At 46.9% G+C, this 17585-nt stretch carries 12 protein-coding genes, 2 tRNA genes and 2 pseudogenes; 9 read left to right on the forward strand and 7 right to left on the reverse strand.

Features of this window, described 5'->3' with window-relative positions; genetic code table 11:
- Nucleotides 1-61: 61 nt before the first annotated feature.
- The 4 genes and pseudogenes from MJO57_RS19000 to MJO57_RS19015 all read left to right on the forward strand — a co-directional run.
- Nucleotides 62-421, forward strand: a pseudogene (locus MJO57_RS19000) (transposase); the annotation flags it as partial.
- 45 nt (nucleotides 422-466) lie between these two features.
- The gene (locus MJO57_RS19005; protein ID WP_252017920.1) at nucleotides 467-1525 is read left to right on the forward strand and encodes a transposase; all 1059 of its coding nucleotides are present in this window, start codon (nucleotides 467-469) and stop codon (nucleotides 1523-1525) included.
- Between the two features lie 11 nt (nucleotides 1526-1536).
- A pseudogene (locus MJO57_RS19010) lies at nucleotides 1537-1761 on the forward strand (transposase); the annotation flags it as partial.
- A 182-nt stretch (nucleotides 1762-1943) separates the two neighbouring features.
- Nucleotides 1944-2387, forward strand: a complete 444-nt coding sequence (locus tag MJO57_RS19015; protein WP_371924644.1) for an IS1595 family transposase — start codon at nucleotides 1944-1946, stop codon at nucleotides 2385-2387.
- 584 nt (nucleotides 2388-2971) lie between these two features.
- Here MJO57_RS19015 and MJO57_RS19020 read toward each other — a convergent pair.
- Nucleotides 2972-3064 (reverse strand) — tRNA-Ser (locus MJO57_RS19020).
- Nucleotides 3065-3202: 138 nt separating this feature from the next.
- Nucleotides 3203-3279, reverse strand: a tRNA-Arg gene (locus tag MJO57_RS19025).
- A 358-nt stretch (nucleotides 3280-3637) separates the two neighbouring features.
- On the opposite strand from MJO57_RS19025, the gene MJO57_RS19030 reads away from it, so the two are divergent.
- From MJO57_RS19030 to MJO57_RS19040, 3 genes are all read left to right on the forward strand, one after another.
- The gene (locus MJO57_RS19030) at nucleotides 3638-5080 is read left to right on the forward strand and encodes a hypothetical protein (protein ID WP_252017921.1); all 1443 of its coding nucleotides are present in this window, start codon (nucleotides 3638-3640) and stop codon (nucleotides 5078-5080) included.
- A gap of 313 nt (nucleotides 5081-5393) precedes the next feature.
- Nucleotides 5394-5645, forward strand: coding sequence for a hypothetical protein (locus MJO57_RS19035; protein WP_252017922.1), 252 nt, complete (start codon nucleotides 5394-5396; stop codon nucleotides 5643-5645).
- Entirely contained in the window at nucleotides 5645-6727 is a 1083-nt protein-coding gene (locus MJO57_RS19040) for an ISNCY family transposase (protein ID WP_252027065.1), read from the forward strand. The genes MJO57_RS19035 and MJO57_RS19040 overlap by 1 nt, the downstream gene beginning before the upstream one ends.
- A gap of 234 nt (nucleotides 6728-6961) precedes the next feature.
- Here the strand turns inward: MJO57_RS19040 and MJO57_RS19045 are convergent, their stop codons facing one another.
- On the reverse strand, nucleotides 6962-8299 hold the full coding sequence (locus MJO57_RS19045) for a transposase (RefSeq protein ID WP_252017304.1): 1338 nt from the start codon (nucleotides 8297-8299) through the stop codon (nucleotides 6962-6964).
- A gap of 347 nt (nucleotides 8300-8646) precedes the next feature.
- Between MJO57_RS19045 and MJO57_RS19050 the strand changes: the two genes are divergently transcribed.
- The gene (locus tag MJO57_RS19050) at nucleotides 8647-9483 is read left to right on the forward strand and encodes a hypothetical protein (protein WP_252017923.1); all 837 of its coding nucleotides are present in this window, start codon (nucleotides 8647-8649) and stop codon (nucleotides 9481-9483) included.
- Between the two features lie 440 nt (nucleotides 9484-9923).
- On the opposite strand, the gene MJO57_RS19055 is transcribed toward MJO57_RS19050, so the two are convergent.
- Both MJO57_RS19055 and MJO57_RS19060 read right to left on the reverse strand, forming a co-directional pair.
- Entirely contained in the window at nucleotides 9924-10301 is a 378-nt protein-coding gene (locus MJO57_RS19055) for a hypothetical protein (RefSeq protein ID WP_252017924.1), read from the reverse strand.
- Nucleotides 10302-10464: 163 nt separating this feature from the next.
- Entirely contained in the window at nucleotides 10465-10719 is a 255-nt protein-coding gene (locus MJO57_RS19060) for a hypothetical protein (protein ID WP_252017925.1), read from the reverse strand.
- Between the two features lie 168 nt (nucleotides 10720-10887).
- Here MJO57_RS19060 and MJO57_RS19065 point away from each other — a divergent pair, with 168 nt between their 5' ends.
- A complete protein-coding gene (locus tag MJO57_RS19065) occupies nucleotides 10888-14934 on the forward strand; it encodes a hypothetical protein (protein WP_252017927.1) in 4047 nt (1348 codons plus the stop codon).
- 341 nt (nucleotides 14935-15275) lie between these two features.
- Here MJO57_RS19065 and MJO57_RS19070 read toward each other — a convergent pair whose 3' ends face one another.
- Complete coding sequence (locus MJO57_RS19070) at nucleotides 15276-16784, reverse strand: deoxyribodipyrimidine photo-lyase (protein ID WP_252017929.1); 1509 nt, start codon at nucleotides 16782-16784, stop codon at nucleotides 15276-15278.
- A gap of 24 nt (nucleotides 16785-16808) precedes the next feature.
- On the reverse strand, nucleotides 16809-17558 hold the full coding sequence (locus MJO57_RS19075) for an SDR family NAD(P)-dependent oxidoreductase (protein WP_252017931.1): 750 nt from the start codon (nucleotides 17556-17558) through the stop codon (nucleotides 16809-16811).
- Nucleotides 17559-17585 lie beyond the last annotated feature (27 nt).

Below are 17585 nucleotides of genomic sequence, written 5' to 3' on the forward strand. Positions count from 1 at the left end.
CCTGTTTTATCAGTGAGAAATGATAGAACAAGGTAGCTATTTGTGATCAAGAGACAGGTTACCCCTGGTGGATGCAATAGTCTCCCAGACAGAGCGCAGGGTCTTTAAGGGTGAAAAGGTGCCAGCCCAGGAAAAAGTGGTTAGCCTGTATGAACCCCATACGGATATCATCGTAAAAGACAGGCGGCAAGTACAGTATGGCCATAAACTGAACCTGGTTCAGGGAAAAAGTCGATTGATCCTGGACCTGGTTATTGAGGAAGGTAACCCAGCGGATTCGGACCAATTCATTCCGATGATGGAAAGACAAAAAGAAATTTATGGTCGTGTACCTCGCCAGACAAGCGGTGACGGCGGATACGCGTGTCGCGCTAATTTGGAAAAAGCCAAGGCCATGGGAATCAGCGATGTAGCTTTTAATAACTCAAGTTACGCACCTTGCTGAAAATCAGCCATTATTGGTGGCATGAAAAATGATCTCATAGAACTTTATTCTGACTACCTGTTGTCGTCGTCTGGGAAGACCACTGCAACGGGAGTGTCAGAGCTTTTGGATAATGTCTACAGTCATGACCAATTCACCCGATTGCTTTCAAACAATGAGTTTACCAGTCGTGACTTATGGCTTTACGTTAAACCCGTCGTGCGACAGGTTGAGTGCAGTGATGGGGTTTTGATCTTTGACGATACGATTCAGGAAAAGCAGTTCAGCAAAGAGAATGCCCTGAACACCTGGCATTTTGATCATACAAAAAATCGCACCGTGAAAGGTATAAATCTGCTCAATGCACACTACCATGCCGGAGATGCGTCGATTCCTGTCGCCTATAAATTGATCGAGAAAACCATCCTGTACACCGACTTGAAGACAAAAAAGGTAAGACGATATGCAGAGCAAACCAAAAATGAAATGATGCGGGAGATGCTGATGATTTGCTGCCATAACCAGCTTATGTTCCGCTATGTCCTTGCAGATAGCTGGTTTTGCTCAAACGACAATATGATGTTTATTCGACACGACTGTAATAAACATTTCCTGATGGCGATGAAGTCAAACCGCAAGGTATCCCTCAGTCTGGACGACAAATTACAAGGCCGTTCACAGCGTATAGATACTGTTGATTTTTCAGAAGATAAGCCTGTACAAGGGTGGATAGCAGGTGTCGATTTCCCTGTTCTGCTATACCGTCAGGTCTTTAAAAACAAAGACGGAAGCACAGGCATTCTCTATCTGGTTTGCAGCGATCTTGACTGTGATGCCGAGACTCTCAAGGCAATCTACGAGAAACGGTGGAAAGTCGAGGTCTTCCATAAAACGCTGAAATCGAATGCGTCAATGGCCAAGTCACCGGCGCATACTGTGAGAACACAGAGTAATCATATCTTTCTTTCAATTTACTCAGCCTTCAGGTTGGAAGTATTGTCATTGAAAGTAAATCTGAATCACTTTCAGCTCAGAGCCAAAATCTATATGGCAGGGCTGAAAGCTTCGTTGGGGCAGCTGAGAGAGCTGTTAGCTGCGTAACTTCAGTTAATAAGAAGCGCGGACTTGAAGTCGAAGAGATGACTAAAAGTCAGTATGTGTATAAAACGCTCTTTCGCTTCCGGGCAGGTATTGAAGCGGGAATTTCGTGGCTAAAGAGATGTTTTGGGCTATCACGTTGCCACTGCAAGGGTTCTGAGCGTTTTGATTCTCATTGCTGGTTATCGGTGGTCTGTTACAACCTGGTGATTCTGGCCAGACACCCGGCACCATCCTGATAGCCACCTCCACGCTACATGAAAGTACCTTTCCAGCATGGTGGGAGGATGTTTTCTGCCTGCTTTTCGCGTTTTTCTCCAATATCCGTCCCAGATTAGAGAAAAAAAGGGAAGAGTTTTTGCGGCTCTCTGGAATTTCAGGAAATATAAAAACGAACGTACAATCTAATTATGATTGCCTGATGCGTTTTTGGACGAGAACTATCTACATGAAGTTCAATGCCGTTGATAACTTCCGGCGAAAAACCATTCAGGAGTGGGCAGAACATGCCCTGAAAAAGGGTGTCCGGGCCGTCAGCGATGGCTTGTCCTGTTTCCGGGGTATTGAAGATGCCGGATGCCAGCACACAGCCATCATTACCGGTGGTGGGCATGCATCCATGGAGAATGAGTTGTTCACCTGGGTAAATACCATGCTGGGAAACGTGAAAACAGCGATTACCGGTACTTACCATAAGCTCGACCCCAAGCATCTGGGCCGTTATCTATCAGAGTTCAACTATCGGTTTAACCGGCGTTTTGATATGCCTTCAATGATCTCAAGGCTAGGTCGGGCTGCAGTCAATACAGCACCGATGCCGGATCGACTTCTCAAACTGCCAGACGTCCAGTGGAAACCGGGTTAGCCATCAACCGATAATTGAAAGTCAGTTGACGTATTAATATCATTATTTCGAATGATGATGTGGGTCTTTGCTTGTTCGGAGCGGTTATGAAACCGAATTTAGTTGATAATCTGGAGAACAAGCCGTCATGATGCCTGCTCCACCGGTAATACTGGAGAGGTTCTATTATTTCTTTACCGGGTTATAGACATAAAGAATGAAAAGCTGCACGTATATTCTTAAATTATCTTTCCCTGTGTCATGACGTACGATCAGTGGTAATCAGGAAAAACTATACGACAAATATTACTTATATTTAAACACTGGAGGGCTAGCTGTATCTGGCTGTGGCTATGGATCCCTATTCAAGGAAAATCGGAGGTAGGTTATGGGCAGTCATATAACGACAGAGTTGCCGTTAGCGGCATTGAAAATGTGATAGTGGAGCTGTAAACCAGACTCGGGATACTCTCACACCACTCAGACCAGGAGAGTCAGTACACCTCTCTGGACTATGACTCAGAGCATACGGCATGACATGCAACATGCGGGAAAAATAAAGACAAGGTAAATCAATAAGCAGGAAGGAAATCAGGAAGGATATATGGCGGTGAGGGAGGGATTCGAACCCTCGATACGGCTACAAACCGTATACTCCCTTAGCAGGGGAGCGCCTTCAGCCTCTCGGCCACCTCACCAATTCAAGTGACGAACTCAAATACTTCAACCGCCTGAAGTTTTAACCAGTGTATTGACCAGCCGAACTATGAGCGTCTTGTTTGAAGCGGGATGAAAGATATTTGAATCATTTCAATTCGTCAATCTTTCTATTGACTTGGCGCGCTCGGGAGGATTCGAACCTCCGACCGCCTGGTTCGTAGCCAGGTACTCTATCCAGCTGAGCTACGAGCGCCCGGTGTCAACGGAGGTGAAATATAGAGATTTCATTGGATTGAGTCAAATACGGTTTTTACGGATCAATTCACATCCAACCGATGCACTACTCGATGAACTTTTCATCCTGTCTATTGCCAGAGCAAGAAGATAAATACTATTTTATTTTTTTGTTGAGCCAAAAAAAACGACACACTTAGTCTAACAAAGCGCAATTGCAGCCATTGCCTATGTTACCGACACCGCCAGTGATCACGAACACTGCCAGTAGCAGACCTCCTGACGTAGACCGTGCCGTTCAGGGCCGGTATTTCAATAGGGACATTAGCCGAATACTGGATCTGCCACCGGTGGTAAACAATACCAGATTAATAGGTATGGAGTATGAGTCCAGCAAAGTGAGTGTCACAGCTCCTGGCATCGCCCTCAGAAAAGGTACAATACTGGCGGAAACCCGGGGATGTCACTTTGGCTACCCATTAATGAGTCTGACCATTGAAAACCAGGGCGAGTTGCCAGTACTGGAAACGGTGCTGGCGCCGTTGTCACCAGAAACCCTGTCCCAACTGCGCTTATGTGACATGGTGGAAAAATTGTTTGCTATTCTGGCAGCCATCCCCTTAGGTACCGGCATGGCGCTGGAAGCACTGCTCAACCAGTACAACCAATGGCTGAACAACCTTGAGTGGCTTGACGAGCACACCTGCCCCGTTTTACAGCTGGCAGCTGTCAATGGACCGATCTCCCTCAGGCACGACCAGGGTATTAACTGTGCCCAGTTGAATAAAACGGAGACCAGCACCTCGACCGGCAAAGGACCTCTGACATTAGTGAAGATACCCAATCGACCGGCAGGCTGGAATTATTACAAACAGACCAGTTTTTTTGTCGAGTTTAAAAATATCAGACAACTTGCGGATATCCCCTGGCAAACAGAACTCTACTCACTGCTTGATGCAGTCTGGTGGCATGAAGCAAGAGATATCGCTACATCTCTGCTTAAGGAATTTGGAATAAAAACTGAACATGAAAATACTATTCCCGTCTTTATGCACTGGTCGTACAACTGTCTGAAAATAATTAACTATGGTTTTAAGACCGAATCGTTCGGTGGTCAAAGGGTCGTGCGTCATGTGCCGTTGAGCATTCGAGTGGGCTCGTTTCAGGCGGTGCTTGAACTGCTATCAGATGAGACCGTTAAAGAGCTGGTCACAAGCATTAATAAAGATCAGGACAACTACCTTTACGAGTTCTTACTGCAGATATTCGTGAACTATGAAAACAGGAAGGAACTTCGTTCACAGCGCGTTGCCTATGACAAGCTGGAGCAATGGCTGTTTCATGAAGTGCAGGAACTGTTCAAAGTCCTCAAAATAAGATATCAGCATGGTAAACATCATGTTTATAACCCTTTTTCACCAACCCCTTATATTGTCACCAAGGATAACGAAAAACTGATACTGCCTGATCCTGGCAAGACAGCTGATTTCTTGCAAAACTTTGTTCTGGCTCAGCGTAATGACAACTATTATTTTCTCTATGAACTGACAGCAATCAATGAGGCAAATTATTGCGTTGTCGAGTTCAGATTGCATCAGGGCAATAACAAAGGATCAAGTGCTGTTGATCTTCCGTTTAATAATCCTGATCGTCCCTTTGACCCAACACATCTCTCTGAAAATGAACAACAGATGATGACTCTTCTGTTTGAAGGCAGAACGGTACAAACCCTTGACAATAACCTATGGCTTCAGAGCCTGTTGTCTTTGCTCGAATCGTTTCCCGACCTTGATACTGGACAGACCAAAATTCCAGTCTAGCCTATTGATTTCCCTGCCTTTTGTTTTTCTGTTTCGTTTCATATTACTAACTCGACTTTAGAGTCTGTATAAAACGATAATTCGGTCAGCTTTTTATAGTGAAGCAAGCCGAAATCAGTGAACTGTTTTTCCAAGTTCGTTATTACTTCCGTTTTTTGCCTAAAAGCCTTTAGTTAGTTCTCGTCCAAAAACACAACCAATTGAAAACTGTAGATTTTATCCTGAAAAATTAAGTGGAGCCCTACTGCTATCTGGCGACTAAACTTCCCAAGAGCAAGAAACATAAGGGATTGCCAAAAACAGAGGACTCCAAATGCGCAAAAAACGCAACCCGCAGTGTAGTATGGAACTCCATTACGTACCTCATGAAATCTGCTCCCAGCTTTCCGGTATCTCGCAATGGCTTGACGCCCATCCACAGTTCAATGACTGGATTTATGAGGACTTAAGTTCTGGTGATAAACAGAACACTGGGCGGAACGGACTATCAGCAGAATCCGTTCTTCGTGCGGCACTCCTGAAACAGTATTTGAATTGTGATTATGACTACTTGTCGTTTGTTTGATGGACTCCATGCTCTTTCGAGACTTTTGTCGCCTCGAACCAAACCAGCGCCCCAGTCGCTCCAGTTTGCATGGGCTCATCAGCCTTCTTACTGCATCTACATGGGAACGGATTAATAACTGTCAGCTAATGACCGCTAAAGATCAGGGTATTGAAAAAGGGCGCACTGTGGCTATTGACAGCACAGTCACCGAATCGGATATCAAACCTCCTTGCGACAGTGATCTTTTAGCCAGTTCCGTTAAAGAAATTTGTCGGCTGCTGGAACGGGGACAAACACTGACAGCGACACCGCTTTATGAATATACCCATCACAACCGAGCCGTAAAAGATGCGGCCAGAAAATGCATCTACGCTGGCAAAGAAGAGCGGCATCAGCATTATAAAAAACTGCTGCAGTTGACCCGAAAATCCCGGAAGGTACTTATCGAAGCTACTGTCACGCTAGCAAACGCCCGTCAGCAGGGGCAGTGTCTCCTGGCTGATGATGCCGACAAGTGGCAGGCCGATGTGGATCACCTGTTACCCCTGGTGGATGCAATAGTCTCCCAGACAGAGCGCAGGGTCTTTAAGGGTGAAAAGGTGCCAGCCCAGGAAAAAGTGGTTAGCCTGTATGAACCCCATACGGATATCATCGTAAAAGACAGGCGGCAAGTACAGTATGGCCATAAACTGAACCTGGTTCAGGGAAAAAGTCGATTGATCCTGGACCTGGTTATTGAGGAAGGTAACCCAGCGGATTCGGACCAATTCATTCCGATGATGGAAAGACAAAAAGAAATTTATGGTCGTGTACCTCGCCAGACAAGCGGTGACGGCGGATACGCGTGTCGCGCTAATTTGGAAAAAGCCAAGGCCATGGGAATCAGCGATGTAGCTTTTAATAAGAAGCGCGGACTTGAAGTCGAAGAGATGACTAAAAGTCAGTATGTGTATAAAACGCTCTTTCGCTTCCGGGCAGGTATTGAAGCGGGAATTTCGTGGCTAAAGAGATGTTTTGGGCTATCACGTTGCCACTGCAAGGGTTCTGAGCGTTTTGATTCTCATTGCTGGTTATATCGGTGGTCTGTTACAACCTGGTGATTCTGGCCAGACACCCGGCACCATCCTGATAGCCACCTCCACGCTACATGAAAGTACCTTTCCAGCATGGTGGGAGGATGTTTTCTGCCTGCTTTTCGCGTTTTTCTCCAATATCCGTCCCAGATTAGAGAAAAAAAGGGAAGAGTTTTTGCGGCTCTCTGGAATTTCAGGAAATATCAAAACGCACGTACAATCTAATTATGATTGCCTGATGCGTTTTTGGACGAGAACTAGTTATGCTGCTTCTGAATTATCCGGTATTAACTGGTCGATCAGATCGCGAAAATTGAACTCATATTTTTGCTTATATCTGTTCCAGCCCTTGCGAATAGAGAACCTCGGAATAATTCCTGAAAGAGCAATTTTCATCATGCCTGCAGTGGTTGTATCCGGGCTTCTCCAGGGTATCCGAGAAATATTCAGACATGCCTGATTTTTACAAACGGTTAATAACTGCAATAATGCATAGCCTGCCATTTTCAAATGCATCCATCGAAGCAGTGTTCGCAATTTCTGCTGCCATAAATGGCAACAGCCAAAAGCATGTTTGAGTTGGTGAAACATTGGCTCTACCGGCCATCTCCGGGAATAGGCACGAAGCACCTCCAGTCCCTCAAGTTCCGGATTGGTCGAGATGAATATTCTGCTTTCGGTCAGACCTTTGTCATTTTCAAAGCGACTCCAGACGACGCGTACTTCACGACCTTTAAGGAATCTGGCGCGACAGATCAGGGTACGATAACGTATTTTGCGAAATTTGCCGTACATCCATACTGTTGCTTTTTCTTCCGGCAGTTTCTTAACCTGTTCTGTCGTCATCTTGATGCCGTACTTTTTTGGGCGCCCTCGCTTCTTTACGGTGGGTGCTGGCGGCAAAGCATAGAGGGCCCGATTTGAAGGTATCTGACCAACAACTTCTATGTTCATTTCCAGAGCTGGCTTTATCAGTGTCCAGTTCATATACCAGCAATCGGTTAGCAGGCGTAGCACTCGATCCTTCACTTCATTGCGTACCACCCTGAGCATGGCCACGGCAATTTTCAGTTTGCTGGTGTTACCTGAAGCTGGTGTCGGAAATGAGATCACCGGTATGGCGGTAAATACTTCATCTGCAGCCCGCTCAAATATGATGGCCAGGGAAACCCAACACTGCCCCCAGATGTACGTCGGCCGATTGCGTTTCTTGCTGTGTTGATGATGTGTACGACAAGCAGGGGCTTTGTCGGAAAACCGTTCGATTACCCAGTCATCAAGCCCCAGGACCACAGGTTGATTCTCAGGAGCTTTGGAGCAGACCAGACGGATCAAGTGGCGTGCCAAGTTCTTCCATTGCCACTTGCCCTGAGATAGCCAGTGGTGGTAGCTGCTCCACACACAATGAAAATCAATTGTTAACAACGCCTGTGTAACAAAGCCGTCGGCTGAAAGCATGCAACCGAACAGCAGTTCGCAGAACGTTGGTACTGCAGTTGATGATAGCGCTCCAGCAAGAAAGGTTGTATATGAAGCGAGCTCCCTGAGGATTACTTGATGATCTGAAGTGAGCATGGCAACCATCTCGAATTTCGTCATTGGGGATGGTTGCTTTTAGCAGATTATGCGCCGGAACTATTGTGCTCTTAAAACTCTAAAGTCGAGATATTACTAATGTATCCAAGAGATATCCATTTCACTTAATGGATTGACCCTTGCAGGGCCGCTTAGAAAAATGAACTTGTTTTTATTTTGCTGGTCAATATATGAGGACTGGGAGTTATTAAGGCTAAATTGCATTTTATCCAATCTATTTTGCTGTAAATTCAGGCGTGATTAGTGGACATTTTTTCCTGCCAGTCAAGATGAGCGCATTATCTGCTGAGTTAGTCTTAAGTAAGCCCTAATACCACAAAACTCCTAACAATAATGAGGAAATTAAAAAAATGCATGGAAATAATGATGTATCAATTAATAATGCAGTTTTCACTGCTTTTAAATTAATGGTGGATAACCTTTCCCATGAGGAAGGCTCTGTAGTTGCAGTTAAAGTGGAAAATTATCTGAAGGGGAAATTCCCCAACGCTGTTGGCACCGGCACAGAAAATCCGGTTTGTGAAAGACAAGCATCCATTTGTCCGCAAGAAAATCAAATTCAAAGAATCATGGAGAAAAGTAATTGTTTTAATCTGGCAGTTGATTTGAACAATATGATTAAAGCATTTAATAGCATTCATTCTCGTTTTAAAATGTGTGATGGCAATCCTCTTGCCAAACAATTTGCAAAAGAAATGTGTAAATTTGGTGCGGATATTAATTCAGAGCATGTAGTAACAGATTCTTGGGGTTATGAAAAACCGGAACTGTCGAAACGAAATATCCAGTGGAAGGCAGCTATTAAGATCCTGTGTGAAGAGTGTATCGATTCCAGATTCAGCGATATGTCAAATACGAGTCTGGCGATTGCAGAGGGTGGAGACAGTGAGGGTGTAGACGGTAAGTTAAATCGATTTCTTGATAAACTTTGCCAGATACGTCCGGATAAATCCATCTCGATTAATTACTTAAAGTATGCGATTCAAAAAAACTATTATGACCAACGGTCTGAGGCAAGTCTGAGCAGACTGGTACTGAAGGAATTCATAGGCAGTGGGGATGCAAAAATATTCGCTGATACACTACAATCATTGCTGGATTTTCATGATTTTGTGCCAGAGAATGCTTTAGCTGGCATTACACCTCAGCAAGCTTCCTCAATTCAAGCGGCGGCTGCAGCGAAATAATTTCTCATTTCTTTACATCTTGAGCGCAGTCGAAGAGGCGGATGGAGCTCCAAGGCTTCGACCGCTCAGCCCGGACGGAGTTCAGAGCTTCAGAATTCTGAGAAGTTATAAATTATGAGTATTCTTGCTGATAAAAGTTCCTCTCTAAACACAACCCACTCAGTATTTATATCAGGGTTGATTAAACGAAATAGCATACTCTGACAGCTTTGACGGACAGGTAGCAGCAACGCCTGCCTGCTCTGTTGAGGAAACTCTGGGCAGCTCCCGCCCTTTGATTCGAATAATAATCTATTACTGCAACTGAACAAACGTGCAACCATATCATTTCCACCAAAAGCAGTAGACCGTGGACTTTTCAGGCTGATGTATAAGCTCTGCACTTGCGGTTTCAACCGCCAATAATGGCAGGGAATGGAACTAACTATGCGATAAACAATCTAAAGATGCGTTAATTCATTTTTATCATGTACATCTGTTCTGCATGGACAGCCAGGAGAGGCATCAAACATGGACCCGATCGGAATCAAGTCTGTAGATGGAACCAATAAAACGTCTTTTGAAGATTGTGCTGGTTTAACTGGCCAGTCTGTTATGACAGTCACTGCTTTTGCCAGAGAAGTTGGTAGTAATGAGGATGTCATGATGCCAGGTATTGCTACTTTGAAGCGATCTTTGCCAGTCAACCCTGATTTCAACGGCAAGCCCGGGCATAAGCTAGAAGCTATTAAAATCACCAAATCAGCACAGGCAACGGGGACCTTTGAGCCTGCAAAAAAGAAGCTGAAAATCACTAAAGTCGCAACTGAATTGCCCAACTTGCGGGTAATTGATCGATCATTGATCGAATCTACTAAGGTGGTGAAAACTGCCTTGCTTCAGAACTATCTCCCATCAGGTTTTGCGCCTCACGATCAGGCCATTGCCCGGCCTGTCCATGGTCTCCAGCACAGTTGTCGAACGGCGATCTGGGCATTATGCCTATTGCAGCTGCGTAAACAGCAGAACGATCCCCAGGCGCTGGCCTTCCCCGACCACATGGTACCACTGCTGATCAAAGCCTGCCTGTTTCATGACACTGGCCGTGAAGGCGATGGGGAAGACACGGTGGAGTGGGAACAGGCCAGTGGTGACAACCTGAGTGAACACCTGCGCAACTGTGGCACGGAGCAGTCCCTGGCCTGGCAGTGTGGTGAAGCGATTCGCCACAAGGATAACCCCAGAAGCTGCCAGCATCTACCAGAGGCAATACAGACCCTGCGCAGTCTCCTCCACGATGCGGATACACTGGATGTTATGCGGGTAAGACCCCGCTTTTATATGGACCGGCTGGAGTGTTTTGCCGGCTGTCAGGATGATAACCATCGGCAAGACTGGCGCAAGCTGGCCAAAGAGGCCTGCCGGGTGATTGCCGGGCAGGGTGACCTTTGGTATCCAATAGATTTACTGGATAGTGACGCAAACCGCGAACATTTCTTCCGCATCGGTACCGCCAGCTGTTGTGAGCACACTAAAAAGCAGTGGGAGCATCATCCTTCACCATTCAGTTATCAGCTTTTTAGCATAGCCAGGCAGTCCGCTGTTATCCGGGGGTTAATCACGCCCTTTACCGAACACTTGACAGAACCATCGGAACCGGCCTTCTCCCTGGCAAAACTGGTCCCGCACAGTGCGGGTATGGAAGGATGCCAGGGTAGCTGGCAGACGGGGCTGTATAACGACCCCGTTACCCAACAGGTTTATTACCTCAAACAGACGAGCTGTGAGTTAAGTGCGCAAAACCAGCTACTGATGGCCAGGCTCGCCCGGCTGCTGGGCATCACCGTACCCGAAAGCTTTATCCATCAGGAACAGGGTTGCTTTTATGTGGTCAGCCATGTCCCCGTCAAATGGCAGGGTAAGCTCAAAGGCGGGGAGGAAGCGCTACGCTCTTTGTCTTCGGAGCAGTGGGCCAGATTATTGCTGGTTAATGTCATTGTCGGCAATGAAAATATGGTTAACAGCGCCTGGGAGGGCATTGAACTGACCCCGGAAGGGGAGCCGGTAATGTTCCACTGGGATTGTGCCGGGCTGGCTACTCGCTACCCCTGTTCTGACAAACCGGAGCCTGCGCCCGAAGCGGATGATTTTTCCTCCATGCCCGTGCTGCTAAAAAAACTGCGGGACCCGCTGGCTCCACCAATGAACTCCTTCCCGATTGACAACCCCTGCATCGATATTCTTGCGCAATTGGATGATGACTTTTTGGGCCATACCCTGAAAAAAATCCTGCGCCAGGTTGACTGGCAAGCCCTGAACCGACTCATTGAACACAGCGGTTTTCTGCCCGGTGACCGCAGCTGGTTACGGCAGACCGTTCATGACCGTATTGCCTGGCTTACCACCCGCCTGCCCAACAGCCTGGAGGCGGGTGAGCGGGTCTCCATGGCGGAATACAAGGCGATAGAGGCGGCGGGTATCCGGGGCGGTTGGCTGCCGGTCAAAGGTCGGGATATCCAGGGCGACCAGATCTGCGTTAACCAGTTACTGGATGCCGATGGTCAACCCATCACCCGGATGTCTCTCAAGCTGTCCCGGGAGGCTGGCAACCAACTGGCCGATAACCTGGCTCTGGAACGGGGATTGCACCATCTGGCCAGGAGGGTTAAATATACCAACATGACCCTGAACACCCTGAACGACGATTACCGCGACTGGCGCGGTGACCTGACCACCCTGGCCTCTCAGTGCAACGGCATGGCAGCGCAGTTAACCCGCGATAAAGAAAGATGGCACAAAGGTGATCACCCTGTTATTGATCTGACCGTGATGACCCTGCAGGATATTGTTAAAAAGTGCCGGACGTCGCTAGCCACTGACCTGCCGTCTATTGAAGAATTACCAACCATTAATCCCACCCTGCCTGCTCCTGGTTTTCCCGCGCGAGTCAGTTCAAGATTGGGTGAAGAGGTTGAAGCAAAAGTACATTTGGCTGAATTCAGCCACGGTTTTGCCAGGCTGACCGGCCAGAGTGTCAATTATTTGAATCCGCAACACCTTAAAGCTTCCTACCTGGCTGACTCACCGATACAAGGGGTTGAGCTCGAAACGGCCACTGTAAAGACTGGCAGTATTCTGTTTTTTCCTCCCAAGCTGCCTTATGCCCTTACCTTTGAACATCAACTGATCATCACCCTTCCCGGTCACAGTAAAGCAGTGGTTGAGGCATTGTTCAATGAACTGTCAGGGCTGGGCATTGAGGGGGGGCGACCCAATGCCGGCGACCTTGAAGAGCAATGGCTGGACGCCCTGGCCGACTATCACGGTTGCCTGGGGGATATGAACCTTGCCGTGGCTGCGGATATCAATACTCCGGTAAATACCAGCAAAAAGAAGTTTTTAAAAACGCTTCTGAACCTCAGTGACGATGACCCATTCGATTGGGAGGTCCATTGTCGTATTCGCACAGGACGCCTGGTGCATTACCTTCCCGGGTTGCCCCATAACATTAGGACAAATCCAGCTCAACGGTTCTGCCCCGGGCACAATATAAACTTTATTCCCGACCAGGACCGGGACAGTACACAGGTTCTGATCAATAGTTTGAAAAATGAAGCGGCTCTGAGCTCTTTTGAGCGACGTTCTCAGATGGGGGTGGAGCCTTCTGGAAACATCGTAGGTATGGAATACAGAATGAATTACGACACTCAATGTGTATTTTCCCGACTTATGGTGAACAATCAGATGGAGTGCGAGAGAGAATATGCAGGGCCCATTGCTATGGTGTTTAAACCTGAAGCACTCGGTCGTCTGGATGGCAGTATTTTTCCAGATCTCGAGCATCTTTTTGAGTTATGCCCCGAAGTGGATGCCCACACGCGCAATCAGAAAATCATTGCGCAATCAGCGCAGGATTACCACAGAGTGATTGAGGGAAATGAGAAACAGGAGATTCGTTTCTTGAATCCTCTTTCCTTGCTTGATGAGTTGGATAAATTCAAGATCAGTTCCCCCAAAGATCAGCAACTTCTGTTGCATACACTGAGTAAGCGCTATAGCCACTGGCCGAACGGACGCCCATTGGAACAGCTTTTTCCGCACTCCTGGTCATTCCGTTTCTATGAATTAACCGATGAATACAGCAAGGTTGATAAAAACATCAAAAAACTCGTCAGCCTTTGTGGTGAAAAGAACATTCAATTTCTATTTGAGAAAAACCCACAACTGTTCGAGGGAAAGCTGAATTCACTGGATGGTTTGAAGCTCAAGGGGTTGCAATATAGAATAAAGGGTTTTGATCTCAGCGACTGCTCAATGAATGGTACAGTGTTGGAACGCGTTTCATTCAAAAATTGTAAACTCAATGTAGAGTTGTTATGTAACGCCACTATTGACAATGTTTTTTTCACTTATTGTTCTTTTGAAGGCCAGCGGTTTCCATCATCGGTATTAGATACTATTCGCTTTTGCCCTGAAAATGACCTTGATGGCACAATATTTGACAGTACACGTCGACTTTCCCGAATCATATATCAGTCATGCATTAATCAGCAGAATGAGTTCAACCTGGCACAATGGCTTAGGGTGATGGAGAAATCTCATTATCTGCGCTACTCCAAGACACCTTTGGATGATTTAACCCGAGATATTCTGTCCAAAAATATTGAAGAAATCATCAGGACTTATCCACATCTACTTTGTAAGATAGTTAATGGACTCTTTGGTATTAGATTGACAAATATTGGCAATGCAATAAGTTTTGTCAGAAACAATCCGGAATTTTATGATCACAAAATCAAAGATTTCAGAGATTTATATCTTGATTTCAGAACCATCTTTCTGCAAGAAGGAAGATATCCGGGGCAACAAGGTAATCCATTTGAAAGGTTATTTAATCTCAGTTACCGCGTGCACAAGGATTTTCCCCGGGAAGCGGTTGTGGCGTTGATTTTAAATGTTATGAACCTTGTTATGTTCCCGCAACCCGATAATCACTACATAGATTTCGGGGTCAATAGCAACAACGAGGATAAACATGACGATTGCGGCAAGACGGATTCGGATACAAAAGATAATTCAACAGCATGCCCTGAATCGGATGAACTGGCTCTGAATAATATGAAAACTTACAGAGCTTATTTTTATAGAGAATTCCTGAAAGAGCTCCGGGATTATGTGCATAAATTCTGGGGAGAATGCTCAGAAGAAGGCAAGTTAACCATAGCCAGACACTGTTTGAGTCATCATAATGTAGCTGTTAGCCACTTGACCACAGTGGAGTTTATGAAATTTCTGGCGGAAAACGACACAGAGAAAAATTGGCTGGATGACTTTACCGCTAACATGGAAAAACATAAAAACAACCAGCATCAGTGCAACCTGTTGCTTAAGGAACATTTTGGACCAAAAGCTTGTGACAGGACAGTGATTGATGCCTCTCTGCCAATATCGACGTTGACTGAAGTCCGGTAGAGCAGACCACTAGTGCAGCCAAGCGTTGTTATACATACACAAGCACCTCGTTCCCACGGTCCCCCGTGGGAATGCATACCGGGCCTCTGTGGAACTGTGGGTCTCCATTAAACTCTCATGATTCCGGGCATAAATAGATTGTTTTGCATCTGGCAGGCTCCGGTATGCATTCCCACGCAGAGCATGGGAACGAGGGGTCTGGCTGTATGGGTATTAGCGCTTTTTTTGCACTAGGAGGCTGACTGTTGCCTTACCGCTTCAGGAGGAAAATGGCCCTTCACTGTTTCCGATCTTTGATGATTTTGTTCCCTTTCACTATCTTGTGCATAACGAGCCTGCAATTATTTTATTGCCTGCCAACCGTCCAGAGCTCTGCCCCGGGAAAATTTCAGATCAACAACCGGTTCAGGGTAATGATCCCCCAGGACAACACCCGATTGCTCCAACACACTGGACGGTGCCTCCCAGGGAGCAAACAAGAACTTATTCGGTAACCCGGAAAGCTCAGGCACATATTGCCTTATGTAATCGCCATCGGGATCAAACTTTTGCCCCTGGGTAACGGGATTAAAAATTCGGAAATAGGGGGCTGCATCCGCTCCAGAACCGGCCACCCACTGCCAGCTTGCCGAGTTGCTGGCCAGATCGGCATCCACCAGACAGTCCCAGAACCAGGCTTCCCCATGCCGCCATTGCTGTAGCAGGTTTTTGACCAGAAACGAGCCCACAATCATTCTCACCCGGTTGTGCATAAAACCGGTTTGCCACAATTCCCGCATGCCGGCATCCACAATGGGAATACCGGTCAGCCCCTTCTGCCATCGCTTGAGTATTTTCGGGTCATCCTGCCAGGGAAAACCGTCAAACTTTGGCTGAAAATTTTGCTCCGGCAGTGTTGGAAAGTGGTAAAGCAGGTAGTGCGAAAACTCACGCCAGCCCAGCTCTGAGTGAAAACAGTCCAGATCTGTCTCCACATTGCCATCGTTTGCCGCAACAGCTGATGCGTGCCAGACCTGATTAGGAGATACCTCACCAAAGTGCAGATGGGCAGACAGTTTTGAAATGCTCTGTCTTGCAGGAAAATCACGCCCTTCTTTATACCCATTCAGGCCTATACCCAGAAAATCCTGAAGTTTGATTTGTGCAGCAAGCTCACCAATCCCTCTGCCCTGTTCACACCAGTGGGCATACAATTTGTGATCCCAGCGTACCGGCTTTCGCCCACCCGGAGAGTCATGATTTTGCCCGGATACCAGACCTTCTGAGGGCAAAAGGTCCAAACCATCAAGATCATTGTTTGAGGTTTTAGCAACCCACCTGATTTTTGGAGGTACCGGCAACGGTTCACGTGGTGGCTCAGACACCAAACACCCTTTGCGATAATAGGGCGTAAATACCTTGTAGGGGGTGCCATCCTTTTTTAGCACGGTCCACGGTTCCCAGAGCAGGGAACCATTGAAGCTTTTGACTTCCAGGCCGTCATTTCGCAGTGTTTGCTTGATGTGCTGATCCCGCTGGATCCTCCAGGGTTCATAGCAACGATTCCAGTAAACGGCATCGACCTTATATTCCTGCGCCACTTCACGGAGTACTTTCCTTGCATCCCCCTGAAGAACCAGTAACTGACCATTGAGAGCGTCGTTCAATGCTTCAAGTGAGTGGTGCAGCCACCAGCGGCTGGCCCTGCCGGGAGCCCATTGACCGGCAGAATGATCATCCAGGATAAAGACAGGAAGCACCTGACCATTTCCAGCGGCCTCGAACAGGGAGGGGTTATCAGACAACCTGAGATCCTGACGAAACCAGTGAATAATAACCATCTCATCTCCTTTAGGTATTACTGTCGCCATGATATCAGCGTTAACAAACAATCATCAGAAAGGCAGTCTCTCTCCATCCCAGGCAACCATGTGTCCACTGTCACCTGGTGACAGCTGGTCTATCACTTTCAGGAGCTGTTCTGCCGCAAAGTCCGCCGAAAAGAGTTTGCCTTCAGGCACTCCGGACTGAAACGGCATTGACAAGCGACTATCAACTGTTCCCGGATGCAATCCAACAATAATCGATGATTTGTTTTTCCTGGCGATTTCGATGGCCAACGTCTTGATGATCATATTCAGCGCTGCCTTTGAAGCCCGATAGGCATACCAGCCGCCCAATTGGTTATCAGAAATGCTGCCCACTCTGCCGGATAACACCGCGAACACATTCTTGCGGTTTCTGGCCACCTTGGGAAGGAAGTATTTAGCAACCATGGCAGGCCCGGTGGTATTGATGGCAAAGATTCTGGCAAAGTGATCGGGCTGGAAATCTTTGATACATTTTTCTGGCTTAAGGCTCTCCCCTTCATGGAGAATACCGGTGGTGATTATCACCAGATCCAACGGGTCTGCGATTTGCTCTGCGCCATTGGCAATACTGCTTTCATCCAGAAGGTCCATGTACTGAAAATCGGTTTTGTTTGCTGGGTCCAGGGCAACACCGCTGCGTGAAAAAGCATAAATCCGGTTAACTTTTGCCACCTGATCCAGTAAATGAATCATGGCCTTGCCAATGGCACCGGAAGCTCCAATGACGGCAACGTTCAGACCTTCATCAAATGAATCCAGCTTCAATTCTGTCATGGAACACTCCTTAACAATGTAGCCAGC

The organism is Endozoicomonas sp. SCSIO W0465, from assembly GCF_023716865.1.
GTDB lineage: Bacteria > Pseudomonadota > Gammaproteobacteria > Pseudomonadales > Endozoicomonadaceae > Endozoicomonas.

What these genes read in the sequence shown, in the direction of transcription:
- MJO57_RS19005 (WP_252017920.1), top strand. Translation starts at nt 467, where the DNA reads ATGAAAAATGATCTCATAGAACTTTATTCTGACTACCTGTTGTCGTCG.
- MJO57_RS19045 (WP_252017304.1), bottom strand. Translation starts at nt 8,299, where the DNA reads ATGACGAAATTCGAGATGGTTGCCATGCTCACTTCAGATCATCAAGTA.
- MJO57_RS19035 (WP_252017922.1), top strand. Translation starts at nt 5,394, where the DNA reads ATGCGCAAAAAACGCAACCCGCAGTGTAGTATGGAACTCCATTACGTA.
- MJO57_RS19070 (WP_252017929.1), bottom strand. Translation starts at nt 16,784, where the DNA reads ATGGCGACAGTAATACCTAAAGGAGATGAGATGGTTATTATTCACTGG.
- MJO57_RS19040 (WP_252027065.1), top strand. Translation starts at nt 5,645, where the DNA reads ATGGACTCCATGCTCTTTCGAGACTTTTGTCGCCTCGAACCAAACCAG.
- MJO57_RS19015 (WP_371924644.1), top strand. Translation starts at nt 1,944, where the DNA reads ATGCGTTTTTGGACGAGAACTATCTACATGAAGTTCAATGCCGTTGAT.
- MJO57_RS19060 (WP_252017925.1), bottom strand. Translation starts at nt 10,719, where the DNA reads ATGCTGGCAGCTTCTGGGGTTATCCTTGTGGCGAATCGCTTCACCACA.
- MJO57_RS19075 (WP_252017931.1), bottom strand. Translation starts at nt 17,558, where the DNA reads ATGACAGAATTGAAGCTGGATTCATTTGATGAAGGTCTGAACGTTGCC.
- MJO57_RS19030 (WP_252017921.1), top strand. Translation starts at nt 3,638, where the DNA reads ATGGAGTATGAGTCCAGCAAAGTGAGTGTCACAGCTCCTGGCATCGCC.
- MJO57_RS19050 (WP_252017923.1), top strand. Translation starts at nt 8,647, where the DNA reads ATGCATGGAAATAATGATGTATCAATTAATAATGCAGTTTTCACTGCT.